The following is a 25,090-nucleotide window of genomic DNA, read 5'->3' on the forward strand; positions in this document are numbered from 1 at the left end:
GACAGGCACTACATTATTTCGAGAAGAAAATAATACTAAACTCCTTTAATATTATTAGATACTATTCGAGGTTCTGTTGCAAAGTTTTTTAAATGCAGCTAAACTGTAGGGAAAATGTGCTAAGGAGAATGAAACATGAGATATTTTAAAGAAAAGCAATTCAAAAAAGATATTATTTTAGTAGCCGTTTTTCTTTAAGTTATCGCGATGTATCTGAACTTTTGAGAGAGCATGGAATATTGGTTCATCCAACAACTATCATGCGTTGGGTCCATGAATATGGGAATTTGATTTATCAAATCTGGAAGAAGAAAAACAAGCAGGTACGATCATCGTGGAAATTAGACGAGACTTATATAAAAGGAAAAGGAAAATGGGTTTATTTATATCGTGCGATTGATAAAGATGGATACACATTAGATATTCAGCTTCGAAAAACACGAGATCATCAGGCGGCATATGCCTTTATGGAAAGATTGGTAAAGCCCCAGCGTTACTATGTGCATTTAACAAATTAAAAGAACAAGGTTTTTATAAACATACAACTCATTGCACTATCAAACATCTGAATAATCTTATAGAACAGGACCGTAGGCATGTTAAAAGACGTTTTGTTAAATCCGCAGGATTTCAAAACCTTCGACATGCTTCTCGTACCTTGAAAGGCATTGAAACCGTTCATGCTTTATATAAAAGAAACCGAAGTCTTGGCTCAGACTTCGGTTTTTCAATGTACAATGAATTACAACAATTACTCACAATTGCATAAGATTCAGATATACTCAATTTCACCTTTTTATTTCTTAAGAAACTTTGCAACAGAACCTTTCACCTAATATTGGAATCATTCAAGCCAATGGACACGATTCACAGTTTACACATAGTGATTATAATCCTATGAGTACTGTGTTTACGGGGATTCAAATCCATTGGAATTACATTAAAGGCTCAAACGAATCAATTGGAAAAAATGAGGTTTGTAGCAGTTGTTGATTCAGGTGTTCAGAGCACACATCCTAATTTAAAGATAAGATAAACCTCGGTTATGATTATGTACGAAATAATATGGTTGATGTTTAAATAATGTAATTCCTTTTACGTCGAAAAAGAGAAGTCTGGAATGTAAATTTCCCTTTTTTGACTCACATATACACATACTTTTACTTTTTGAACAATTTTGTCAGACTACGGAAAACATTGTAGTTTTTTATATAAAGAAAATAACAGGAATAAACAGAGTATTTCACGTATATCTTAAAATGGTGATAACAACCCAAAAAATTCCATTTACACAAAAAAATATGTTTATAATACCAATAAAACATATAAAGTTCTGAGTTTCTTCACCGTCTCGAAAAGAGAGTATGCTATATCAAATCCATTTTTATAGGGGGGTATTTTATGAATTCATTACAAGAACAATCCATTATTCCTTATAATGTACTGGTAAGCCCGCCAAGGGGCACTGCAGGGAGTCAATTTGGTGATTTTGAGGACCTTATTACTTCCCTAAAAGAAGCATGGGTGGAATTTCAAAAAACAGGTAGTGACAAATTATTAACAACGGTTCTACAGAACGGATTCTCAGCAGCGAGTGGGGGAAGCTTCAATTATCTAGCAGTTTTACAAGCTGGTATAGGAATATTAGGAACAGTTTTAGGCGCTGAAATTCCTGGCGTTGCTGTTGCAGCACCAATTCTCAGCATGGTGATTGGTTGGTTGTGGCCACACAGTAGTAAAGATGATACTCAACAATTGATTAATTTGATTGATGCAGAAATTCAAAAACAGTTGAATCAAGCCTTATCTAATCAGGATAAAAATAATTGGCAGGGGTATTTGAATGCTATTTTTACATTAGCGAGCGAGGCAGCGGACACCGTAGTCGATGCGCAGTTTACTGGCGTACAAGGAGATCAAAACAGACAACCAAGACAACCAAGCCCTTCAGATTATGTAAATGTTTATAATGAACTTGTTGCGGCTAATTCCGCTTTTATTATCGCCCTAAGTCAAATGGTCACTGGAAATTTTGACACGCTTGCGATACCTTTCTTTGTTATAGGAGCAACTGTACAATTATCAACGTATCAATCTTTTATCCAGTTTGCAAATAAATGGATTAATGTAGTGTACCCAGATCAAACACAAGGTGATGGGCTTACACAAAAACAAAATCTAGTTAGAATAAAAGGAATCATGCGGACAGCTATTCATGACAACACACAAAAAGTGTTTGATGCTTTTAAATCGGGGATGCCTTCATTAGGATCTGATAAAGCTTCGATCAATGCCTACAATGTATATATTCGAGGAATGTTGTTAAACGGCTTAGATATGGTTGCAACATGGCCTTCCATGTATCCTGATGATTATACTTCTCAAACAGAATTAGAACAAACACGTGTTATTTTTTCAGATATGGTTGGACAGGATCAAATCAATAATGGGACTACGACTATTCATAATATTTTTGATAGCAATGGTTATCAACATCAACCCATCAACCTGAATGATATCTCGTATTTTCCAGGAGAATTACAGTACATTCGAACGAAAACATACAACCCTAATAATGCTTGTTACCCCTATGGACTTTATTTAGATTATACAAATAATAAGACGTACCGCTACGGGGATAATGATCCGGGAAATAACACCAGCTGGGATCATCGTGCGATTGCCCCTGTCCAGACAATTAATGCGATTACTCAAAATACTCGTTATGTAGATGCGGAAAGCTTATCGACAGAAAATGCTGACTTAGCAGGTTGTGCTACACCTGGTTATTGTAATGCTGCGACGTGTACACCGGGAAGCTATTGTGTAAATGGAAGTTCTGGATATGCAGCGAGTTGTAATACTCCGTTACCGAATCAAAAAATAAATGCACTATACCCTTTTACACAAACAAATGTGTCGGGAGCATCTGGGAAATTAGGAGTAATGGCGAGTTTCGTTCCCTATGGTCTAAGTCCAAACAATGTTTTTGGTACAATCGATCCTGATACACTAAATATCGTTGGAAAAGGGTTTCCGGCAGAAAAGGGATTTCTTACGAATGGGAACCGTCCTGTAGTGGTAAGAGAATGGGTGAATGGTGCGAATGCTGTAAACCTTACTCCGGGAAATACTTTGTTGATAACAGCAACAAACTTAACAGCGGGAAAATATAAAGTTCGTGTACGTTATGCAAACGCTGGTACAACTACTGCATCTTTAACGCAAAGTGTAGTAGCAAATGGTGGCCAGATTCAAGGTGGTGGATGGGGATTTAAAAGTACTACAAATGCCAATATACAAGCAAACTTCCCAAATCAAGTATATGTATCGGGACAACAAGGAAATTATGTAGTCCAAGACATCTCATGGCCTGCAGGTGGCGGATCTGGTGATCCTCTTACTTTACCTTCAGGAAATGTGGTAGTAGCACTTACCTTACAGCCACAGGAAACAAACACACAAGTATTTATCGATCGCATTGAGTTGATTCCTATGCCTTATAATGCTGAAAACCTTAATTATACGATTACATCCCCAGTCCCTGGCGGCGCGAGTAATAATATGGACATTTACCCGACGATATGGACGGCACAATCAGGAGAACGTGGCGTTACTGCTACTATAACTATAGCTGGACTTAATGATGGTTGGCTGCGTGCGGCCCTTCTAGCTAAAACTGGTCAGGGATCTGACTCAGACCCAAATAATTGGGATTATATGTGTCCAGTCGGTTATCAAACAACTACGTCTCTAAGTAATGGCACATACAATTTTGACTTTCAACGTCCTTCTCAAGACTCTCAAGGGGTCTGTGCTGATAAGTCTTTTACAGCAATAAAATTGTCATCTTCCGGGTATGATACTAACCAAACTCTCAACACTGGAACATTTACTGGTACAGTTAATACAGAGAAAATTTAATGTTTTCTAAATTATAAGAAGAACCTCTTCTAATAAACAATTTAAAGGAGTGGTGATATGGCAGCAAATATGAATCAAGTAGCATCGGCCTTAACCACATCTAACGATATGGTTCTTTTGCAAAAATAGTGGGTTTATGAAAAATGAACAAAAGATTCCTAACGGAATTGAAATTTATGCTGTTAAACCAAAGATTTCATCGATAAGATACATTTGCTTTTGAACAGACTTCTCCCCTTGGAGCGTTTGTCCTTTTTTGATCAATATGCATAGCTTCCATTCCAGCGATCATTTTTGTAGCCGTTCGCAAGGATTTCAATCCAAGCATATTCCGAATCCGTTTTTTGATAAATCGATAATCTTGCTCAATGAGGTTCTGTTGCAAAGTTTTTTAAATGCAGCTAAACTGTAGGGAAAATGTGCTGAGGAGAATGAGACATGAGATATTTTAAAGGAAAGCAATTCAAAAAAGATATTATTTTAGTAGCCGTTGGCTATTACTGCCGTTTTTCTTTAAGTTATCGCGATGTATCTGAACTTTTGAGAGAGCGTGGAATATCGGTTCATCCAACAACTATCATGCGTTGGGTCCATGAATATGGGAATTTGATTTATCAAATCTGGAAGAAGAAAAACAAGCAGGTACGATCATCGTGGAAATTAGACGAGACTTATATAAAAGGAAAATGGGTTTATTTATATCGTGTGATTGATAAAGATGGATACACATTAGATATTCAGCTTCGAAAAACACGAGATCATCAGGCGGCATATGCCTTTATGAAAAGATTGGTAAAGGCTTTTGGAGAACCAACGGTTCTCACAACAGATAAAGCCCCAGCGTTACTATGTGCATTTAACAAATTAAAAGAACAAGGTTTTTATAAACATACAACTCATTGCACTATCAAACATCTGAATAATCTTATAGAACAGGACCATAGGCATGTTAAAAGACGTTTTGTTAAATCCGCAGGATTTCAAAACCTTCGACATGCTTCACGTACCTTGAAAGGCATTGAAACCGTTCATGCTTTATATAAAAGAAACCGAAGTCTTGGCTCAGACTTCGGTTTTTCAACGTACAATGAATTACAACAATTACTCACAATTGCATAAGATTCAGATATAATCAATTTCACCTTTTTATTTCTTAAGAAACTTTGCAACAGAACCCTATTCTTTCTCCACCGCGAGCGGTTCAATCGTTACATTTTTAAAGGTAAACTTATATTATTTTAGTATGTCATAGAAATTGTTTCTTTTCAAATTATTCTCCATGTGAATATTGATTTGCATATTCTACATAACGCTTTACTGATAAATGAGAAAGGAATCCAGTTTTTTTTATGACTTCCTCTGTAGACATGTTTCTTTCTAGACAGCGTAGAATATAGGTATTCCGTAAGTGCTGTGCTGAAATTCCTTTTCTCAGTTGCGCTCTGGCTACTTCTAATCGAATCATCTTTTGTACAGCAATGGCTGTTAGTGCTTTCGGAGCATCATTGTCATACACCCAACGAAATGTCTCTCGTTTAAAATCAAATGTAACCAATAACGAATCTGTACTGTGATATCTAGGACGAACTAGTTCAGGTATCGTTTTATAGTACGTAAATAAACATATTTTATCCTCTTCCTTTAACATGATCCTTCTCTCTTTCCCTTTGTTATGTAAAACAGTAATCCTGTTTTTCCAAAGTGCACCTGTTGCATCTGTAACGATACGAGTTCTTGTAGTGTGAGCCCATAATCCAAAAGAAGTGATAGGATGGATACATTTCGATCTAGGAGAAGCGGTCGAATGGAAAGTTGTTCTTCTGACAATCCTTCAGAAGAAGTAAGAATGTTTTTCAACTTTTTCTCTTCTTCCTTCGTAATAAAGGGTTCTGGTGCAAACACAGTGGAATATGAAAAAAGAAAAAGATTCCTAGCGGAATTGAATGTTATGCTGTTAAATTGAACAGATCATTAATAAGATATATCTGTCTGTGGACAGGCTTCTCCCCTTGGAGAGTTTGTCCTTTTTTGATCATATGCATCGCTTCTATTCCAGCAATCATTTTTGTAGCTGTTTGTAATGATTTCAATCCAAGCATACTCCGAATCCGCTTTTTGATAAACCTGTGGTCTTGTTCAATGATATCGGGCTGATAATGTTTCCATTTAAATAAGTTTTCTGGTCCCATACTGATCACACCCCTTTTTGAAGCGTTAGTACCAGTATAGCCAAGTTTGAAAAACACATTTCAAACATTTTAGGATTCTTGCACCAGAACCAAAAATATTGAAGAGGGATTTATGGATATAAAAGAATACAAGTGTGGCTTAAAGCCACATATAACCTTCATTTGAGTTGTAAGCACATTCAAAGTCTGATGAGTAAATTAGGAAAAAACGACCTTATTACGAAAAAAGAGGTGTATGAGATTTCAGATAACTATTTAAATAGAGACTCTCAAGCTTCAAGACCAAATGAGAAATGGAGTAGTTTGTATGTATAACAGCTATTTCAATTACATAAAACATGCGATATTTAGACGAATCGTCTTATTCAGCAGTGTTTACTGAAGAGAGTAATTCTTTCCTTTTTAAATAAAAAATGAGACATGCTTGTTTAAAAAACTTGTATAGAAAATTTTACATTTATTTCAAACAATTTGCTTGATTTATCGTTTACTTACACCAGTATCATATGTTCTGATTATAGTTGATAGGGAAGGGGATTCTACGACCAAGACATAGCAGGTTAAACCGTTTGTCCTGTTATTATATAGCGCCATAAAAAAGAGACAAAATCTAGGTTGAGAGAAGGGGCTCCTGGGTTCTTTCTCTTTCTTTTACGTTCTGATACATTCTCATGAATAGCGTTTAGCGAACCACCATCCTTATTTTTGGTTACATTGACAGCTGAAAGGTGCATGATTTGTGAATGTGATGCCCTCATAGATGCTCCTGGTTGTGCGAGTGGAGTAGCAATCCCAATGGTATTTACCACCATATTTCCTCCTGAAACACTATGTGGTGTGGCTTCTTCATATACCATTTCTTGTAATTCTACCCAATCTATCGTAAATTCCGCACCCTCTGATTGAATAATCAAATCCACTTGGGTCGTATTCGCATCTGGATAGAAATAGAATTATTGGGTTATAAAAGTAGATTGGGTGAAGAATAACATATGTTTTTGATTTCCTGGTGGCACAATGGAAATCGTTCCTTGTCCTTTGGCACGAACGCGAACACGATACTCTGTATTGCCTCCCTTACTTGGTAAGGTAATGATTTGAGAAACTGTGCTATCCCAATCCGATAATGTCAAGACAGGTTTCCGATTGCTGTCTTGTGGGAAACTCACTGTACCGGCTATATTCCCATTTTGTGCTTGTTAGAGAAACAAACCATTTTGAACAATATTCCGTGCTTGTAGTTGATTCCAAGCGCGCAGAGCGGCTTGATAGATTGCTGCTTTTTGTTGTGCATATGGATCTTGCATCGGGATACCTGGCATAGAGCCTTGTTGAGGAGTACTTTGTTGCAGTACCATTAAGTTCTCCACATTGGTATAATTTACATTTGGTCTGATTGTTCCGCTCCAATTTGAGGAATCATACATGGCATTTAATTGATTTGTAGCCTGCTGTAAGCTCGCATTGATTTGTGTCTGTTGCGCCAAATAGGGTTGCAGCCATTGTTCATCTTGGTGCTGTACTTTTCTTATTTCTGCCACAGTTAGTGGGCGTCCCTCTGTCAAGGAAACCTGACTTATTGTTGCGAATCCATTCGGTGGTACGGTAAAACCAACTGTAATACCTATGTTCGCTTCCGGATGTAGCGCACCTACATCAATCGGATATTGGAAGAAGTTAGGGCTACTATTGACATCTTCTGCAGATGTAGGCAGGGAGGTAGAATAGGCTACATTGACGACTTGATTGACTTCATTTCCATAACGGGAAGTCATAATGTGTAACGAATCCGCCTGTAAGACGAAAACGGATAGATAATAGCGTGTATACGGCTTTAATGCTGATTCCGGTACAGTCTGATAAGCATATGATGGATAGACGAGAGAAGAAGGAGGCAACACCAGTTGACGTCCCCCGTATTGTGAGTCTCTTGATGAGATGAATACTTTGCGTCCAATTTGCCATCCTTCACCTGTAAAACTTCCACTGCTCAATACATTTTTTGATTTAATCAGGCGTTTTGCCTGATTCACTTGTGTATTTAATTCTCGTTATAAAATTCTGAAAACTTCACTTGTTATAAGTTCAATTTCTCTTTTCTTTGAAAGAACACAATTAACAGGCGTTTATGGTCTATACTACTGTTCCTATCGATTATTTGATATTGATGATATAATTCTAAATGTTAGTGGAGGCATAATTAGCTTTTATATTGTTTCCATGATTGCATATAATAAAAAAGGGTCTGTTGCAAAGTTTAAAAAAATAGAGAACGGATTATAAAATGGCGTTTCTGCTTATATATAGCCTGAATCATTTCAATCCCTTTTATGCTTGTCAGCAAATTGAACAAACAACGTAAAAGAACTTCCCTACGCCGTCGCAAGCAAAAAGGAAGTTCTAAGAAATACTTATACCTTAATTTTATACTTATATTATAGCATCTGCAAAATCAATTAAAAATCCCACTGCCTAATTAGGCAGTGGGATTTTTAGATTACTCATTGTGAAAGTGTAAAGTAAATTATTAATATTCAAAATAAATATTATCAATTTACTTTATTTTATACTCATGACAAAATATAATTACGCTAAATTTTTCTTTCAATCTTTTCCCTAATAAAGATTGAAGCTATTCACAATGTTTAGCTTGAAAAAGGAAAGCTCATTTCTTGTAAAAGAATGAGCTTTTTCTTTACTCTTTTTCATACATATTCTATCATATAGCTTACGATATTACTGCATTATTCTTATGCGGTTTCTTAGGTTTATCATATATTATTATTTTTGGAGAAACAATAAACATATACACTATGTCAAAAACGATGGTTTTTGATAATTATATTTTTTGATAAAATTAACTTCATGAGGAGGTTATGTTTCATACAAAATCATATATACGGCTATGCCAGGGTCAGTACTCAACAACAAGATTTAATTCGTCAATTAGATTTACTAAAAACTTGTAATTGTACGGAAATTCTTACAGAAAAAATGTCTGGAACAAAAAACGATCGACCGGAATTGTTGAGGTTAAAAGATAAAATTAGAATAGGAGATACTATAATTGTAGAAAGTTTTTCACGGTTAGGGAGAAGTACCGAAGACTTAATTGAATTAGTAGAGTATTTTGAACAACAAGGTGTAAAGCTAATTAGTTTAAAAGAAAACTTTGATTCGAACGCGACTTAATCGTTCAACGAACGAGGGAAGGTTTGGAAAGCTCTAGAGCTAGGGGAAGAAAAGGTGGCCGTCCCAAGGTAAAAGAAAAATACATTGAAAAAGCATTAAATCTATATGCCTCTAAAGAATATAGTATTATTGAAATAGTTGCTATGTCTGGAATTAGTCAAGCTACTTTATATCGCTACATAAAAGAAAAAGGGATAAGAGATAAGGTACATCCTATTGAAAAAGAAAAAATAGCCAAAATTAGAATGTGGCTTAGAATAGAAAATAATAATAAATTTGTTAGGGGAAAAAGCAAGGTACGAAAAGAAGTGGAGCAATATCTCCGATATGATTTTAATATGGAAATGAACGCATCTAATGAATATGTATTTTTCGTTCCCTACAAAGATATTGATGATCTAACAAAACAGGTTGAAGATATTATCTGTGAGATTGCAAATACCGCTGATTGGAGAAATTGTTTCATTGAAGCGGATACATATTGCGATGAATTAAACTTGTATTGGTGAAATATTTTAAATGGTTTATCCTGCATGAATAGGCAGTTGATCCCCCACTTCAAAACTCAACGGAAGCAAAGAAGTTCGGTAGGGATTAACTGCCCGTAAAAGCTCTAATGGTTCAACTAATAATCAGTAGGGAATGAACACATGAATACAAAACTCTTACTGATTAGAGGTTCACTTTATTGGTATTTCTTTAAAAGATAGGAGAACTAATATTGACTAAGAAATTTAGATTATCAAATGAAGAGGAAAAACAATTCAATCAATTTCTTACAACAGATGATTTTGCAGAAATATTAGCAATTATTTGGAGATATGGATCTAAACGAAAAGGGTATTTTTCTATCAGAAATAAAAAAAAAGAAATTCCAGAGCGATTTCGTGAATTAGTTGTAAGAAGTAATTCTGTAAGATACTGCAAGAGAGAACGTGAAGGGAAAGTTAATTTTTGGGAAATCGGGATAAACGAATGCCATCCGCTTGTGAAAAAGATCGAGGAAATGAACTGGACGCCAATTTCAGAAAAAAATCGAACCTTTCCCAAAGGGACTTTTAACGAAAAAGTGTTTGTAGCGACTTATATACGCTTATTACATGATTTAGGAACTGTACATGGCCAAGATAAAGGAAAACTATATAAACGTGCGCGATTACGCATACATGGATCTGTTGATGTATTGAACAACATAGCCCGTGTGTTACATCGTGAATTAGATGTAGGTTTAAAACGCATACAAACAGACGGGAAAATACCGCAAGCAAAACAAATTTATTATCAATCCAAAAAGGAAATTCCATTAATACTGGAGTTTGCGGGAGCAATCGAATCTTTACATAGATTTTATAATTTTCGCCTCGGTTATATCTGTACAAATGAATCAAAGAAAGTATAGGGCTTATGGTATTGCAAATAAAAATGTGTAGGAAAGGCTTATATCAAGATGATATTGTATCCCTGGTTCTTCTCCCAGGGATACAGATGTTCCTTCAATAAAAGAGCATGATAAAGATACATAAGAAGTAAAAGGAAATATCTCATTGCTGAAATCCACATTATTTGCTATACTAACAGAGCTTTCGAATAGCGTTTTACTTGTTCTAGACGAGTATGTACTTGCTGACAAAAAGACTTGGTGTATCCAAGTCTTTTTGTTTTTTATAGTTAAGTGTAATTAGTATCAGAATGAAGATATTTTCATTCCTTCCTCAAAAAGGGGCAGGGCAACGATTCCTTCTTTTTGTGGCTATTTTTGTGATTTGAACCATAAGTTTGCCGTTTCGGCAAGTTTATGGTTCTTTTTGTTTGCGGCAAACTTATGCTTCCAGGATTTGAAGAATATTTTTAATGTCGTTTTTAAATAAATTCAAGATGTTTATAAAAAGACTAAATGTTTTGTCCACTTTGATCTGTCTATCTAGAGAGAGGTTTTTATAGCTAAAAGAAAATCTGAACTGAAAGGTGAATAAAGAAACTGGTGAGCAACAATAAAGTTACTCCACTAAAAGTGGCAGATTCTTGAATAAGCAGGAAAATTTAAGGGCATATATCTTCAAGAAAGAGAAATTCACTTTTTATTGAAATAAAGGATTAATAACCAGAGAAATAATACATTTCAATACAACTATTATTCAGTTCATTTCATTACAGGATAAATTCGATTTTTAAAACAGTATAGCTACCATATTATTCAATCCTAAATATGTAGTTTGTATATCTTAACTTATACTTAATGATTCTAAATTAAAACGTTGACATAGTCCACTAAATATTTTATTATTTGTTGACATAGTCCACAAAAGAGGGAGGGATATTATGAACCATAATGAAAATATTGTTAGTGATATAAGGCGATTTAATCGATTTTATACGAATATACTGGGTTTGTTAGATAAGCATGTATTTAATGGTGAATATTCTTTGACGGAGTCTCGGGTAATTTTAGAGATTGGTTTCATGGAAGAATGTATCGCAAACGATTTAGTCGAAAAACTAGATATTGATCGCAGCTATATGAGTAGAATAATTGCAAAGCTTATTAAAGATGGTCTACTAATTAAGGAAAGTTCGACGGTTGATAATAGAACAAGTCTGATTCGATTGACACCAAAAGGGACTGCTTTTTTTAATCACTTAAATGAAAAATCTAATGAACAAATAGTGAAATTACTACAGGGGCTGTCACAAAAAGAAATAGAAGAAATACATGTTTCTATGTTGTTGATTGAAAAGAAATTAAATAGAATTGAGGAGGATATGAATGATACGATTTGATAATGATTATGCAGAAGGTGCCCATGGGCGAATTTTGAAACAATTAGTTGAATCTAATGAAGAGCAAACACCTGGATATGGTATGGATGAACATTGTGCAAAAGCGAGAGTATATATTAAAGAAGCATGTGATACAAAGAATGCAGATGTACATTTCCTAGTTGGAGGAACACAAACAAATACAACAATTATTGCTTCTATATTACGTCCGCATCAAGGGGTAATTTCTGCAATTACCGGTCATATTGCAGTACATGAAACCGGAGCAATTGAAGCAACTGGTCATAAAGTGCTTACTTTGCCGAGTGATGACGGGAAAATTCGTGCAGAACAGGTAAAAGAATTATATGATGCCCATTGGAATGATGCGACTCATGAGCATATGGTACAGCCGGGCTTAGTATATATTTCTAACCCAACAGAGAATGGAACAACTTACAGTAGATCCGAATTAGAAGAATTAAGCAAGGCTTGTCGGGAATGTGGTTTGCCATTATTTATGGATGGAGCTAGATTAGGATATGGTCTGGTTTCCAAAGGCAATGATTTATCCTTAGCAGATATCGCATCACTTTGTGATGTTTTCTATATTGGAGGAACGAAAATAGGAGCATTGTTTGGTGAAGCAGTAGTCATCATTAATGATGCTATAAAAAATGATTTTCGATATATAATCAAGCAAAAGGGAGGACTATTGGCCAAAGGGAGATTATTGGGAATACAGTTTAAAACTTTGTTTGAAGACGACTTATACTATGATATTTCCAGACATGCTGTGGAAATGGCGATGATGATCCGAGAGGCATTTGTTGAAAAAGGATTTTCATTAAGGTACGATTCCAAAACAAATCAACAGTTTCCTATTTTGCATAAAGATGTAATAACGAAATTGAGCCAAAAATATTCCTTTGCCATTTGGGAGAAAGTCGATGAAACGCACAGTATTGTCAGATTTTGTACCAGTTGGGCTACAAAAAAGGAAAATGTAGAAATGTTGATAGAAGATATTAAAAAATTAGAATCGCGATTTGCGAATGAGTGTATTGATTTGAATCAATAGTTTATCAGTTAAAGGAAGATGCAAAGTGTCAACAAAGGAATTATATGCTGAGAATAGTTATATTAAAGAATGTAAAGCGCAGATTGTTTCAGTAAATGGAAATTTAATTACATTTGACCAAACGATTTTTTATCCAGGTGGTGGTGGACAACCTTGCGATCAAGGGACTATTAAACAGGGAGATGAAATCTACGAAGTAGTAAATGTTAAAAAAATAGATGGTGAAATCGTTCATGAATTAGATCGTCCATTGCAGCACTTAGAACAAGCAGTCATCATGCATATCAACTGGTCTTGGCGTTTTCAAAACATGCGTTATCATACGTTATTACATGTTATTTCTGGTTATTTATTTCAACATTACGGTGCTTTAGCTACAAGCAGTCAGATTGAAAAGGATTATGCCAGATTAGAGCTAGCGTTTTCTCCTGAAGTTATAGAAGAAATACAGTTTGAGGAATTAGAACAATCAATATGTAGGATAACTTCTGAACATCATGATGTTCAGATAAAAACGATAAGTAGAAAAGAAGCTGAGCAGAAAGTAGGGAGTATTAAGACAATTATTAACTTACTTCCAGCTTCTCTTAACGAAGTACGATTAGTTCAAATTGATGATATTGACGAGCAAGCATGTGGTGGAACCCATGTTAGCAAAACAACTGAAATTGGCGACTTTTCCATTATTAAAATTCAAAACAAGGGCGCCACAAAAAGAAGGTTGAAAATTCAGCTTAACTAACAGCTTCTTTTTTTATTGATTGCATCATTTATTGTTTAAATGTCATCAGTGTTTATAAAAAGATTGTTCGGTGTTTTATTTGTTAAAACTTAATTATAAACCCTTATTACACAAAAGAGTGCGATTGTTGAGCAAACACAGGTAGAAAAACGATTAAAATTTCTTATATAAATTATTTACTAGCAACAAATAACCCAAGCATTTTTGATCAATTTTTTTCAAAATGTTTGGGTTTCTTCTGTTGAATGGTCTTTTTTTGTAGCATATTTTTGATTAAAATCTATTACAAAGTACCAGGATTCACGGCAAGTTTATGGGTTAATAATTAATCCATGGCAAAGTTATGATTCCATGTTCTTTGAACAATTAGATAAATATCTTCTAAAAAAAGTAAATTCCGGCAAGTTTATGCTTCCAATTGCGGCAAACTTATAGGTAAAGTGACAATTTTTATTTAATTTGCAGCTTGTAATCCATTAGAAGAAATGGCCATATCAAATTGGATATCGGGTGGTTGACGTCTATCGTCCAATCCATATTTCCCGAATCGATTTATATGGAAGGTAAGGTATGGACTTAAATCAGATAGTACTTCTTCGTCTAATTCATTTCCTTCTTGAATATATTCATGCAAGATACGGGTAAGTTGAAAGACGTTATAAAAAATGATACAATTTGCAATTAAATGATTGTATTTTATAATTTTCCGTTGTTTTTCCCGGTGATTTTCTGCAATAATTCCATCTCCCCCGAAGAATAACCATTTTGTAAACCCATTAAATGATTCGCTTTTATTTGTAGCCGCTTGAATGGTACTTCTTAACTCTTCATCTGATAAATATTTTAATAAAAATAGTGTACGGATTGCACAACCTAATTCACGAAATGCTTGATATAACTTGTTTTTCTTGCTATATGCACTGAGTTTATTAAGAATAGTAGAAGGATGAATACGTCCCATTTTAATTGACATCACAACACGTAACATATCCTCATAATGATCTTCAATTATGTTCCAATTTACCGAAGTTGTAAATAACTCATTAATATGCTGATAATTAGAGTCGTTATGCGGCCTTAATAATTTTAAGTTTTTCCAATTTCGAATCCGGGGCATAAGTTGGATTCCTAATAAATAGGATAATCCAAATATCGGTGCATTTTGTCCTTGCGTATCAGAATGTAGTGTATTGGGTTGAATATCAGACTGATTTTTCATCAGAATATCCAAAATATAAACACCTTCCCAGACACCACAAGGTATAAAGTGACTGAATAAGGCGATATAATTATCTGAAACATGGTAATATCCAATCCCACCATATCCACCGTAACGAATATGATTTTCAGATAATAAATTTTGTTCATAGAGATCCCACTTTGTTCCATCAGCCGACGCACTATTTCCAGTTCCCCAATATTTCGGTAGATTAAATTTATTATAAGCATTAATTAACCATTCAATAGCTTTCTGGATAGTGTCTTCCGTAATGTGTCGTTCATTAATCCAAGAAATTTGCCTTCTATCCACTGTACCAAGGGAACGAGCTGCTTGAGTAGGACCTAAATTACAACCATAACAAAAAGCGGTTGTTAGATAACGTTGAGATGGTTTAGCAATTTTGGCATCATAACCAGAAATAGGACCAAAAAATCTTGTCCAATTTAACCAATACTCTGTGTCACTCAACAAATCTAAAACATTAATAGGTACCATTTTCTCTTCAATTCGTTTTCTAACAGCCTTTAATAACGGTGATATTTTTTTCTTTTTTAATTTTGTTATAAAAGGTTCTCCATTTCGAATGATAACAGCTTTATTTTTTGGAAAAGAAGTATCTACTTTTTTCGCAAGTGCTTCAAGCTTATCATACACTTGTTTTTTAAATTCCCCAGCTGTTGTTGGAAGACCTGCTTGTTCACAAAACGTATGTAAGTTTTGGCGATATTCATCCCAAGATATTAATTGCTCTCGATAATCAGCGTACTGTTCGCTACCTTCAATACATAAATCTCTAGATTTCAATTCATTTCTAACTTGATAAAATACACAAGCTTCAAAGTGTCTTCTATTAATTTTATTTGGATATACATTTTTTCTACGATTAGAGCTAATCCAGCGCCACCAGCCTTCAGGGATCCAGGTTAAATCAACAAGAGGAACTGATTCTAAATCATTATGCATTCCATTCTTACGGGTGTAGATAGTTGAAATCCATTCAGATTTTTTATGTTTATTCTTTAATAGGAAAGAAATTGCTTGTCCTAGGCCTTTATTTTGTGTAGTTGATTTAAACCTTAATGACTCCAACATCTTAATTAATTCAGAACGATTACTTTTTAAATATTTCCACATAAAAGAATAATAGTTATTTCCAGTATAGGCTAGGTGTTCTTCACAGTTCTCTAGAATTTGTTGCCCACGATTTCCACCAATTAGTGTTTCTAATAATTGTAATCGTGTTTCAGAAGAACCTTCTAGTTGATAAGTAGTGATGGTATCACGTAATGTCGTAATGAGTTCGTCTGTTTGTTTTTCTCGTTTTTCTTTCAAAACATAGAGAGCTCTTTCCGCTTTATTTTCAGCTTTAGCAATTCGCTTGATAAACATCGTTCCTATATCATCAATCGTTTTGGCGTATTGAACATGTAATAAAGCTATAGTTAGTGTATATCGTTTATGTTGTTCCAGTTCTTTCATACGGGCTGCATCTAATGTTTTTGCTTCTGCAGCTAATCTTTCTATTTTAGCGGGCGGGATAAATAGCTTTTGAAAAAAATTACTTCCCAGCTGTCGGTCACTCATCCAGTTTTTCCGTGCAACCCATGTCTTGATTTGTTCTAGTGTAGGACGGCCTGGCTCTCGTTTTATCGCATACCAATCAGAATAAGTAGCTCCATCAATCTGTTGAAAGAGTGTATCTATTTTTTCTTTTTCTTCATTACTTAATGAATCTGCAACTCGTTTATATAGAGTACGATAAGCCATACTATGGATATGGTCTACAGATTTTACTAACGTCTGAAATGCTGGTAATTCATAACTATGTTTGATTAATTCATCAATCGCAATATTCACAAGATCACTTTTCGCATCTTTCTCTAACACTGCGTTTTCTATTGCTTTTAACATAATTTGACGGGCTTGATTATCAAATACTTTTGCTTTTCGATAATTCCGAATCATGGTGATTTGACGTTTTCCGGTTCCCGTCCGATGATAAGAATTCCATTTTTCATTACCAGAAAGAGCAATATTAGATGTTCTAGCAATATGCTTAATAATGACAAGGGGAACATCTGTAATGGGAATAAAATAGTTTAAACATTGAAAAGTTTTTAACAAAATTAAAAAGTTTAAATGTGAAAATGGATTACGAGAATGTGTTCTCGTCCAATGTAATTCTTTTAATGTAGGCGAAAATAGCTTATCTAGTTCTTTGGTTGTAAAGTTACTCTTTAATCTTGGATAAGCTGTTTCTTGAACAGTAAGCATGTTGCGGCTCCTTTCTTATGGTAGCGGATTTTGCAATCCCTCGAGATGAAATTTTCATTTCAAATCGTGTATTTTCCTATATAAAGAGGACCTAGATACATTTGTAATTTCACAAATTTGTTTGACTGTCATATTTCCTTCTTCATAAAGCTTCATTGCATAATTCATTCCTGCATGCTTTGTATGATACTTTTTAACTCGTCCTTGATACTTTCCCTCCTTTTTGGCAAGCTCAATTCCCTCACGTTGACGCATACGAATTAAGTCACGTTCCAATTGGTTGACGCCGCCCATTACTGTCATTAAGAAATGACTGTATGGATTTTCTTCAGATAAGTCCAACCAAGTATCTTTTAAGGATTTTAAATTTGCCTTTTTATTTTTTATGTAATCCACTAATTCAAATAAGTCTCTCGTACTACGGGTAATTCGAGTTAAGTCTGTCACATAAATTGTATCACCTTCTCTAAGATCAGTTAGCATATTTTGGAGTTCAGGTCTATCCTGTGTAGCACCTGATAATTTTTCTTCATATATAATATCTATTCCAATTTCCTTCATTTGTTGTAGCTGTCTCTTAGGGTTCTGATCAACAGAACTTACTCGTACATAGCCTATTTTTCTCATATTCTACTCTCCTATTTTGAAACAAGTCATATGGGACACTCTAAAGTACCATTATATCAGAATCAAAAGAACATCCCGATAGGGTGTACTCTATTGGGATGTTTCTGTGATTATTTAATAAAAAGAGATAGAGTGAAAATCATGTACGAAATACATGTAAGTAAAACCAGAAAGAATATAAGCTTCGTATGAGATACATATCGTTCTATTCTTTTTCTCATCTCAATTAGTTTTATTTTTGCAACTTAGAAGGATCAATTAGAATTTGTTCCTTCCAAGATCCGGCTAGCTTTCCAATTTTATTTATATTTACATCTAATGTAAGTGGCTGCTTGAAGGAATCTTTTCCCTCAGGACCTTCCACAAATGTAAGGACACTTTCTGGTCGATCTTTATCACGAATACCTACATGTTCTAAATCTTGCCCTGCCGCTTTTAGCTTGAATGGTAAGCCATTTTCTCCTTGAATAAATGGTAATTGTGAGAAGCTACCATCTTTTCCGTAGTACTCTGGGTTTTCCTCTTGTTGTCCATTTTCCTTGCCTTCACTTTTAAGATTTAATCCCGTTGTATCAAATTCATACGGTACTAAACTTCCATCTGCTTTTTCAATTTTATAATGAACAGATATACGTGAATCTGCCACATATAATTCTTTGAAATGTACCGTAACACCTTGATCTGTGATTTTCTCATCAATCGGAATGTATTGGCCATTTTTCATCATATCTTGTGTGACACCATTTTCATCTTGCATACCTTCATTTACAACCTTATCATTTGAAACTTCATTCGAAAAATAGGAAGCAACATTTGTCGCTGCCACTCGTACTTGTGGAATCATAGCTGTTGTGAAAAGTCCAGCTGCAGCTACCGCCGCATACATAAAGCGTTTTGATTTTTTATTCATATTCGTAAACAATCCCTTCTTCTGTTCAGTTTTTTCATTTATATAAGAAACTTTTTCTAGTTTTGTGCGACTTTCAAATGTTTTCCACGCTTGTTCAATATCAATGTTGATATCTTGTGATGAGTGTATAGTTTCATCCTCTAACATGACATGTTCCCATTGATTTAATTTACTAATTTCAAGTAATGTATTTTGGCATACTTCACATGTATCTAGATGCTTTGTAAATCCTTTTCTTTTATGATGAGGAAGCTCCCCATCTATAAACGCTTGAACAAACCCTTTAGCATAACAATTCATTTGTTATGCCTCCTCTACTTGTTTATACATCTTACGAAACTTCTGTTTGGCTCGGGCCAATAGTGTTCCAATAGAAGATATTGTCAATAACGTATTGAAATTCCCTTTTTTTGACGGAATCAAATTCCCTTTTATTAGCGATTTAATGTTGTTGGCTGTATTCCAGCTTTTTGCTTCTCACGAAGCCTATATGAATCTCCCTTGATATTAAATGTTGTTGCGTGATGTAAGAGTCGATCTAAAATAGCTGTTGCTAATACTTCATCTCCAAAAATCTTTCCCCACTCTATAAAAGATTTATTTGAAGTTACAATGAGTGCTCCCCCTTTTTCATATCGCTTTGAAATGATTTGAAAGAAGATATTGGCACTTAATTCATCAAAGGGAAAATAGCCTAGTTCGTCAATGATAAGAAGATCAGGACGACTCCAACGTTTGATTACTCGATTCAATAGTCCCTTGGTATGAGCCTTCTTACACTCATTAATAAAATCATCAGCTCTCAAAAAAAGTGCTGTATAACCTTTCATGATAGCTTCGCTAGAAAATGCAATTGATAAATGTGTTTTCCCTACTCCTGGAGGTCCTAAGAGTAGGACATTTTCCCCATTATTAATAAAACGGCATGTTAATACTTCTTTCACTCGCTTTTCGCTAATACTAGGTTGAAAAGTAAAGTCAAATTCATGAATTGTTTTATGAAACGGAAGTTTCGCGTGTTGTATTCGTTTCTGTAAAGCTGATGCTTCTCTTTTTTCAATTTCATGCAAAAGTAGGGTGTTTAGAAATTCAGAATATGGTACATTATGTTTAGATGCATCTTCTAAAAGACCATCAATTTGGTCGGCGGTATGATGCCATCCAACTTTGATTAAGCGTTCAATTATAAGCTGAGTGGTCATACAGAATCACTCCCTTCTAATTGTTCATACACTTGAAGAGAACGTTGTTCTACTTCGAGCTCATCGGGTTGAATGTGACGGGTCGCCAAACCTTTTGTTGTCGCATTCAGCCCTTTATAATGTTCAAGGCTTACATGTGTTTCAGTCTTACCTGTAAGAATTGGATGTATTGCGACGCACTCTAATTCATCATATATTTCAAGATGATGATCAAGTGTCTCTTTTATCTTCACTTGTTTGCCCACGAATCGAAACGGTACAGAGTAACGTTTTCCTTGATAAGAGATAAAACAATCCTTACTAACCTCTCGTATTTCCCATTTTGTAATTGGAAAGGCTGGTTTTGTATTAGACTTTCCTAGATACTTTTCCTCGACTTGATATCTTGCGATTGGAGCTTCTTTTGTTGTTCCATTTGGTTTACGATTTGCCGTTTTATTTAGCCAATCCCTGACGTCATCATTTAATGATTCTAAAGTAAATGTATGCTTACGCTGCATAAAATTCTTTTTAAGATACCCTACTACATTTTCTACTTTTCCTTTTGTTTGTGGACGATATGGCTTACACGCCTTCGGCACAATCCCATAATAGGATAGAAAATCTTCGAACCTTCGATTAAATCTAATCTCTACTGGTGTATGTTTAATTACAACAGTTTTCATATTGTCATAAAGGATTTGTTCAGGAACCCCATTAAAATAAGCAAATGCATTCATATGGCATTTCATTAAAGTTTCTAAATCCATACTTGTAGTAAATTCAACATATTTCATTCTGGAGTACCCTAATACCATTACAAACGCGTATACATCTTGTTCTTTTTCGTTAACTTTTATGTTCCCTATGTATCCCCAATCCATTTGAGCCTGTTTACCAGGTGGTGTTTCAAACCGTAAGGTTGCTTGTTTTTTAGGGGTTTGTCGATGAGGTCTGACAAAATCGCGCAAAATGGTAGCCTTCCCTGGGTATCCCATTGATACAATTTCGTCGTATAACACTGCGCAATTTGTAGTACCTTCTTTAATCCTTTGAAGGAGGTATGGTTTATATGGATCTAGTTTACTTGGTTTTTTCTCTACTTTCTTTTTTGATGGTAATGCATCTTGCTGGATATATTTCCGAATAGTTTTTGGATCAAATCCTGTTTCTTCAGATATCGCTTTGATTGTCCATCCTTTTTGATACAATTCTCTGATCATAAAAAATTCCCCAATCTTGACCATAGCTTCTCCACTCCATCATTGTCGTTTTGAAACCATTGTCCGTTATTTTTGGGGAATTTGGAACCGTTGTTATAAAGGATTTTACCACCGTTACTAACATTAAGTAATGAATTAAAGAAGCGAGAAGGGATTATTTCTATTACAGTTGAGCCTTATGAAAAAATCGAAGTTGGTGGAATTCGTGTAGATGGACCAGCTATTATTCTAATTAATCAAGAATAGGTAAAAATAGTTGCATGCAAGGAGAAAAGGATCAGCCTTTAAGAAAAGGGGGATCCTTTTTGCTTGCTGCAGCTAATATGGGATATACATAACTTTTATCTGATGTGTTGGGGTTAAAAGGAAGGAGAGGATGGAGATTATCATGGTGGAAAGCTTAATATTGGTAGGATTTCTTTTTACGTTATATAAATTAGTTGATAAAAAAACAAACTAATTATTTAAAACGATAGATTGTTTCCTTTTTAAGGGCGAGATTTATCTGAGAGTGAAATGGATCATCTAAAGGAGGAATTAAAATGGATGCAAGGAAAGAACGCATAAAATACGAGAAGATGTCAAAGAATTATGATCGTATTTATTTAGTTTCGTTTATCCTATTAATTGTACTTGTTTGTAGTAGTGTGATTATCATAGGAGCTACAGGCGGAAAATATGGAGTGTTTTTATTGTTAGCAATTTTACTTAACGCACGTATTACGAAAGAATCTCAAAAAAAGTATGAGCACTATTCTAATAAAGGGCGTATTTAAAATGATACATAACCAGAAAGGAACAACCTAGATGTATATTCAAAATATCCCTTTATCATCTCCTATTAACTAGTAAAAGTAACTTTATATAAATCATTTTTTTAGCAATGTAGAAATAGAAACCGTACCCTATTAAAATGTTATTTCCGTCCATATAATGAATTATCCTTCTAGCATATTTATAAGATTTATATCATATATTAGTAGAAAGAATGCAAGTTAGAAAGGAGTTTTATAGAATGAGTTATTTGGAGGGAAATGACTTTAGTAAACAAAATATGGTAAGTGTGCCTAATCCCTATGTATATCAGACATTACAATCAGTAATTGGTAAACATGTGGTTATTGAAACTGTAAGAGGCAATATAAGAGGTAAATTAAAGGATGTGAAACTAGATCATTTGCTCATTGAAGATACGGTGCCATATATTGTACGCATTCAACAAATTGTATGGATTATGCCAAAACAATAATCACATGTAATTTGATTTATAATAGATTAGCATTATAAATCAAATAAAAACACAGGGTTTTATCTCTGTGTTTCTTCAAATTTTCGTTTTTGGATATATGCTTGAGCATGGATAATTTCTTTCTGAAGTTCTTTTAATTCTTCCGTAGAACCAGATTCAATCCTCATGTACGTAGTAACTAGACTAATCATCATATCCATCTTCTCTACTATATTTTGAATGACCTGTTCAGATTGCTCTTTTTTAGGGTGTTGTATTGCTATTAGAGCATTTTCTATATAATTGTTCTTTCTTTGCTGGATATCATAAATAAACTGTTTTGTGTTTGAGTTCATTTGTTATTCCTCCGTTTTGGATATACTTCTATTCTATCATATTTGAATGGTGAATATTAGATTCCCCTAAATATACACCTGTCACATACATCTCCTCAAATATAGAAACTAATTCCTTAACGTACAGGGAGCTAATTAAACTATGTTAATTTTGTGTCTAAACGTACAATTTTTGTTTTTGATATGGTGAGCCCTAATTGTAGTGCCCAATCCGATGTAAATTCCTCAATAACAACAGATTTTTCCATATCTCTAATACCCTTATGTATTTTGTGCTTGAATATAATATCAGATTTAGATAAGCAAAACTATTTCAAGTGAATAGAATCCACTCTTTAAGAATACATAAAAAATATATATACAAGCGTATTCTAATCACTGCATCATTGGTGAAAGTAGAATTCTATAAATTTTGGAGGAAGAGATATGCAAAAAAAGGTTCTCCTGTTTACAGATTTAGGGATTGATGATGCGTTTGCTATACTGTACACCTTTTTTCGTAAAGACATTCAACTTGTAGGAATTGTGGCCGATTATGGAAATGTATCAAGAGAAGATGTAATAAGAAATATTAACTATTTAAAGTACATTGCGGGAAGAGAAGAAATACCTGTATTCCTTGGTGCTTCTGTACCGTTGACAGGTATAGTGATTCAGTATTTCCCTGAGGTACATGGAAAAGTTGGATTAGGACCTATTATTCCACCTGAAATTTCATATCCAGTTTATCCTTTAAATGATATTTATCAAATTATAGAATCAAATTTAGAAGATCTTACAATTATCAATTTAGGAAGACTTTCTTCGCTAGCTACGACTTTTGTATTAAATTTAGAAACAATGCGAAATGTAAGAGAATGCATTTGCATGGGGGGAGCTTTTTTCTATCCAGGTAACGTAACTGCTGTGGCTGAAGCTAATTTTTACGCAGACCCGTATGCAGCAAACTTAATTCTGCAGCATGCAAAGAACTTGACGATTATTCCTTTAAATGTGACTCAACACGCGATTGTTACACCCGAAATGGTCCAGCAAATTGATGCATTTCATCGGAGTACACAGGATCTTGCAGGACTCATCATCAAACCTATGTTAGATTATTATTATAATTTCTACTCCAAGTCTAATCCTGGTATAAGTGGAAGTCCTATGCATGATTTTGTAACAGTTTGGTATTTGCTAAATCAAGACGCTGTTAGTCTTTCAAGAGTACCTATTAAAGTAATCCCTGATCAAGGAGAAGGATTTGGTCAAAGCATTGCAGATTTTCGTTTTGTTACTAATCCAGGCTATAAAACGCATAATGTAGCTTTTCAGTTTGATTATGAAAAATTTAAGAAAGATATTATGGAAACGTTCCTAAAGAAGAGAGTGTAATAGACTTTATTAACTTCAGATAATACGGATTATGAGAATCAAATGTCACTTTACTTCACTTAACTGTAAATATCAAATTAACAAAACAAGTTCCCCTAAAATAAAAAAGACGTTGACTTCTCTATGTAATTAACTGTCGTTTCATGTCCAGCGATGATGAATAGCCAAATTGTCGAAAGAAGCTCGTTCTTATTCAACTTGTTTTCTTGCTCTCTTGTTTGAATGAGATCGTTTATCAAATCAGAATCAGGATTTAGACGCTTTTCGTTAAGTAATGTCTCAATGTAATGAATAAACTTTTAAGTGTTGTTTTAACTTCAGGTCCCTGAATAGGTTCCACAGAGGTGTCCATGAGTTTTTTGTCTATTTGCGGAACTGGTTTCGATCAGTGGCGGGAATCCCAAGCACCTCTGAAATGAAAATAATGGGTAGTGGTTAAGCAAAATCTGCAATAATTTCCATCTTTCCTTGTTCTTGTACAGCAACTAACAATTCGTCGGCAAGTTGCTGAATACGGGAACGAAGGTCCTCAATCATACGTGGTATAAAGGGTTTAGAGACCATCCGACGCAGGCGAGTATGATTAGGAGGATCTACCGTAAGCATATTCGGACTCTAGATTCTACAACATTTCAACTTACAGACAAGTTTTCTTGACATATACATTATTTTAGACAAGCCTTTTATAATGCATATAGGGTAAATTGTTAAATTTTGATTTTTTATATGTAAAATGATAATAAAGTTATTTAATTTCAAAAGTCCAAATAAGTATAACCCGATCTAAATTTAGATCGGGGTTAAAAA

Annotated in this window: 20 protein-coding genes and 8 pseudogenes; 14 read left to right on the top strand and 14 right to left on the bottom strand. The window is 34.4% G+C overall.

All coding sequences use genetic code 11. From position 1 onward, the window contains the following. Positions 1-135 precede the first annotated feature (135 nt). Both F3I02_RS03320 and F3I02_RS03325 read left to right on the top strand, forming a co-directional pair. Positions 136-769: pseudogene (locus F3I02_RS03320) on the top strand (IS6 family transposase). 632 nt (positions 770-1,401) lie between these two features. Beyond that, positions 1,402-3,924, top strand: a complete 2,523-nt coding sequence (locus F3I02_RS03325; protein WP_196477599.1) for an insecticidal delta-endotoxin Cry8Ea1 family protein — start codon at positions 1,402-1,404, stop codon at positions 3,922-3,924. Positions 3,925-4,098: 174 nt separating this feature from the next. Here the strand turns inward: F3I02_RS03325 and F3I02_RS03330 are convergent. Beyond that, positions 4,099-4,300 (bottom strand): annotated as a pseudogene (locus F3I02_RS03330) (DDE-type integrase/transposase/recombinase); the annotation flags it as partial. Positions 4,301-4,362: 62 nt separating this feature from the next. On the opposite strand from F3I02_RS03330, the gene F3I02_RS03335 reads away from it, so the two are divergent. Further along, the gene (locus F3I02_RS03335) at positions 4,363-5,043 is read left to right on the top strand and encodes an IS6 family transposase (RefSeq protein WP_196477600.1); all 681 of its coding nucleotides are present in this window, start codon (positions 4,363-4,365) and stop codon (positions 5,041-5,043) included. 151 nt (positions 5,044-5,194) lie between these two features. Here the strand turns inward: F3I02_RS03335 and F3I02_RS03340 are convergent. Together F3I02_RS03340 and F3I02_RS03345 are read right to left on the bottom strand one after the other, a co-directional pair. Next, a pseudogene (locus F3I02_RS03340) lies at positions 5,195-5,814 on the bottom strand (tyrosine-type recombinase/integrase); the annotation flags it as partial. A 56-nt stretch (positions 5,815-5,870) separates the two neighbouring features. Further along, positions 5,871-6,065 (bottom strand): annotated as a pseudogene (locus F3I02_RS03345) (DDE-type integrase/transposase/recombinase); the annotation flags it as partial. Positions 6,066-6,221: 156 nt separating this feature from the next. Here F3I02_RS03345 and F3I02_RS35095 point away from each other — a divergent pair. Next, complete coding sequence (locus tag F3I02_RS35095; RefSeq protein WP_483862131.1) at positions 6,222-6,428, top strand: hypothetical protein; 207 nt, start codon at positions 6,222-6,224, stop codon at positions 6,426-6,428. 245 nt (positions 6,429-6,673) lie between these two features. On the opposite strand, the gene F3I02_RS03350 is transcribed toward F3I02_RS35095, so the two are convergent. The 3 genes from F3I02_RS03350 to F3I02_RS03360 are packed head-to-tail and all read right to left on the bottom strand — an operon-like array spanning position 6,674 to position 8,146. After that, positions 6,674-7,033: a hypothetical protein gene (locus tag F3I02_RS03350; protein ID WP_196477601.1), complete on the bottom strand. Its 360-nt coding sequence runs from the start codon at positions 7,031-7,033 to the stop codon at positions 6,674-6,676. A gap of 33 nt (positions 7,034-7,066) precedes the next feature. Then, positions 7,067-7,282: a hypothetical protein gene (locus F3I02_RS03355; protein WP_196477602.1), complete on the bottom strand. Its 216-nt coding sequence runs from the start codon at positions 7,280-7,282 to the stop codon at positions 7,067-7,069. Positions 7,283-7,312: 30 nt separating this feature from the next. Continuing rightward, positions 7,313-8,146, bottom strand: a complete 834-nt coding sequence (locus F3I02_RS03360; protein ID WP_196477603.1) for a hypothetical protein — start codon at positions 8,144-8,146, stop codon at positions 7,313-7,315. Between the two features lie 13 nt (positions 8,147-8,159). Here F3I02_RS03360 and F3I02_RS33745 point away from each other — a divergent pair. The 6 genes and pseudogenes from F3I02_RS33745 to F3I02_RS34610 form a co-directional block, all read left to right on the top strand. Further along, positions 8,160-8,396, top strand: a pseudogene (locus F3I02_RS33745) (VanZ family protein); the annotation flags it as partial. A gap of 600 nt (positions 8,397-8,996) precedes the next feature. Then, positions 8,997-9,814 (top strand): annotated as a pseudogene (locus tag F3I02_RS03370) (recombinase family protein). Between the two features lie 212 nt (positions 9,815-10,026). Further along, complete coding sequence (locus tag F3I02_RS03375; protein ID WP_196477604.1) at positions 10,027-10,704, top strand: hypothetical protein; 678 nt, start codon at positions 10,027-10,029, stop codon at positions 10,702-10,704. 917 nt (positions 10,705-11,621) lie between these two features. Next, positions 11,622-12,083 carry a MarR family winged helix-turn-helix transcriptional regulator gene (locus tag F3I02_RS03380; RefSeq protein WP_196477657.1) on the top strand — a complete coding sequence of 154 codons (462 nt, stop codon included), beginning with the start codon at positions 11,622-11,624 and terminating at the stop codon, positions 12,081-12,083. Beyond that, complete coding sequence (locus tag F3I02_RS03385) at positions 12,070-13,143, top strand: threonine aldolase family protein (protein WP_196477605.1); 1,074 nt, start codon at positions 12,070-12,072, stop codon at positions 13,141-13,143. Before F3I02_RS03380 ends, F3I02_RS03385 begins: the two co-directional genes overlap by 14 nt. Before the next feature lie 25 nt (positions 13,144-13,168). Continuing rightward, a complete protein-coding gene (locus F3I02_RS34610; RefSeq protein ID WP_196477606.1) occupies positions 13,169-13,885 on the top strand; it encodes an alanyl-tRNA editing protein in 717 nt (238 codons plus the stop codon). 454 nt (positions 13,886-14,339) lie between these two features. On the opposite strand, the gene F3I02_RS03395 is transcribed toward F3I02_RS34610, so the two are convergent. The 6 genes and pseudogenes from F3I02_RS03395 to istA all read right to left on the bottom strand — a co-directional run bounded on the left by F3I02_RS03395 (position 14,340) and on the right by istA (position 21,346). Beyond that, positions 14,340-17,381, bottom strand: a complete 3,042-nt coding sequence (locus F3I02_RS03395) for a Tn3 family transposase (RefSeq protein WP_196477607.1) — start codon at positions 17,379-17,381, stop codon at positions 14,340-14,342. 54 nt (positions 17,382-17,435) lie between these two features. After that, positions 17,436-18,008: a recombinase family protein gene (locus F3I02_RS03400; RefSeq protein ID WP_196477608.1), complete on the bottom strand. Its 573-nt coding sequence runs from the start codon at positions 18,006-18,008 to the stop codon at positions 17,436-17,438. A 232-nt stretch (positions 18,009-18,240) separates the two neighbouring features. After that, a complete protein-coding gene (locus F3I02_RS03405) occupies positions 18,241-19,218 on the bottom strand; it encodes a DUF4179 domain-containing protein (protein ID WP_196477609.1) in 978 nt (325 codons plus the stop codon). A 3-nt stretch (positions 19,219-19,221) separates the two neighbouring features. Continuing rightward, a pseudogene (locus F3I02_RS03410) lies at positions 19,222-19,305 on the bottom strand (RNA polymerase sigma factor SigX); the annotation flags it as partial. Positions 19,306-19,352: 47 nt separating this feature from the next. Beyond that, positions 19,353-20,120, bottom strand: coding sequence for an IS21-like element helper ATPase IstB (istB, locus tag F3I02_RS03415; RefSeq protein ID WP_196477610.1), 768 nt, complete (start codon positions 20,118-20,120; stop codon positions 19,353-19,355). Further along, positions 20,117-21,346, bottom strand: coding sequence for an IS21 family transposase (gene istA, locus F3I02_RS03420; RefSeq protein WP_196477521.1), 1,230 nt, complete (start codon positions 21,344-21,346; stop codon positions 20,117-20,119). Before istA ends, istB begins: the two co-directional genes overlap by 4 nt. Before the next feature lie 78 nt (positions 21,347-21,424). Here istA and F3I02_RS03425 point away from each other — a divergent pair, with 78 nt between their 5' ends. The 3 genes from F3I02_RS03425 (at position 21,425) to F3I02_RS03435 (ending at position 22,571) form a co-directional block, all read left to right on the top strand. Next, positions 21,425-21,568, top strand: a complete 144-nt coding sequence (locus F3I02_RS03425; RefSeq protein ID WP_196477658.1) for a BC1881 family protein — start codon at positions 21,425-21,427, stop codon at positions 21,566-21,568. A gap of 296 nt (positions 21,569-21,864) precedes the next feature. Beyond that, positions 21,865-22,098, top strand: coding sequence for a hypothetical protein (locus F3I02_RS03430; protein WP_000340032.1), 234 nt, complete (start codon positions 21,865-21,867; stop codon positions 22,096-22,098). Positions 22,099-22,337: 239 nt separating this feature from the next. Continuing rightward, a complete protein-coding gene (locus F3I02_RS03435; protein ID WP_000120816.1) occupies positions 22,338-22,571 on the top strand; it encodes a YuzF family protein in 234 nt (77 codons plus the stop codon). A 59-nt stretch (positions 22,572-22,630) separates the two neighbouring features. On the opposite strand, the gene F3I02_RS03440 is transcribed toward F3I02_RS03435, so the two are convergent. Beyond that, positions 22,631-22,906: a hypothetical protein gene (locus tag F3I02_RS03440; RefSeq protein ID WP_001087712.1), complete on the bottom strand. Its 276-nt coding sequence runs from the start codon at positions 22,904-22,906 to the stop codon at positions 22,631-22,633. A gap of 426 nt (positions 22,907-23,332) precedes the next feature. Between F3I02_RS03440 and F3I02_RS03445 the strand changes: the two genes are divergently transcribed. Continuing rightward, positions 23,333-24,283 (top strand): nucleoside hydrolase, encoded by a 951-nt coding sequence (locus F3I02_RS03445; RefSeq protein ID WP_001170286.1) that lies wholly within the window; start codon positions 23,333-23,335, stop codon positions 24,281-24,283. A gap of 122 nt (positions 24,284-24,405) precedes the next feature. Here the strand turns inward: F3I02_RS03445 and F3I02_RS33760 are convergent. Continuing rightward, positions 24,406-24,895 (bottom strand): annotated as a pseudogene (locus F3I02_RS33760) (cytochrome P450 family protein); the annotation flags it as partial. Positions 24,896-25,090: the final 195 nt, after the last annotated feature.

The sequence above is a fragment of the Bacillus sp. SRB3LM genome (genome assembly GCF_015712745.1).
In the GTDB taxonomy this organism is placed as follows: domain Bacteria; phylum Bacillota; class Bacilli; order Bacillales; family Bacillaceae_G; genus Bacillus_A; species Bacillus_A thuringiensis_K.

What these genes read in the sequence shown, in the direction of transcription:
- istB (WP_196477610.1), bottom strand. Translation starts at nt 20,120, where the DNA reads ATGACCACTCAGCTTATAATTGAACGCTTAATCAAAGTTGGATGGCAT.
- F3I02_RS03445 (WP_001170286.1), top strand. Translation starts at nt 23,333, where the DNA reads ATGCAAAAAAAGGTTCTCCTGTTTACAGATTTAGGGATTGATGATGCG.
- F3I02_RS03385 (WP_196477605.1), top strand. Translation starts at nt 12,070, where the DNA reads ATGATACGATTTGATAATGATTATGCAGAAGGTGCCCATGGGCGAATT.
- F3I02_RS03405 (WP_196477609.1), bottom strand. Translation starts at nt 19,218, where the DNA reads ATGAATTGTTATGCTAAAGGGTTTGTTCAAGCGTTTATAGATGGGGAG.
- F3I02_RS03335 (WP_196477600.1), top strand. Translation starts at nt 4,363, where the DNA reads ATGAGATATTTTAAAGGAAAGCAATTCAAAAAAGATATTATTTTAGTA.
- F3I02_RS03430 (WP_000340032.1), top strand. Translation starts at nt 21,865, where the DNA reads ATGGATGCAAGGAAAGAACGCATAAAATACGAGAAGATGTCAAAGAAT.
- F3I02_RS03435 (WP_000120816.1), top strand. Translation starts at nt 22,338, where the DNA reads ATGAGTTATTTGGAGGGAAATGACTTTAGTAAACAAAATATGGTAAGT.
- istA (WP_196477521.1), bottom strand. Translation starts at nt 21,346, where the DNA reads ATGGTCAAGATTGGGGAATTTTTTATGATCAGAGAATTGTATCAAAAA.
- F3I02_RS03325 (WP_196477599.1), top strand. Translation starts at nt 1,402, where the DNA reads ATGAATTCATTACAAGAACAATCCATTATTCCTTATAATGTACTGGTA.
- F3I02_RS03400 (WP_196477608.1), bottom strand. Translation starts at nt 18,008, where the DNA reads ATGAGAAAAATAGGCTATGTACGAGTAAGTTCTGTTGATCAGAACCCT.
- F3I02_RS03395 (WP_196477607.1), bottom strand. Translation starts at nt 17,381, where the DNA reads ATGCTTACTGTTCAAGAAACAGCTTATCCAAGATTAAAGAGTAACTTT.
- F3I02_RS03440 (WP_001087712.1), bottom strand. Translation starts at nt 22,906, where the DNA reads ATGAACTCAAACACAAAACAGTTTATTTATGATATCCAGCAAAGAAAG.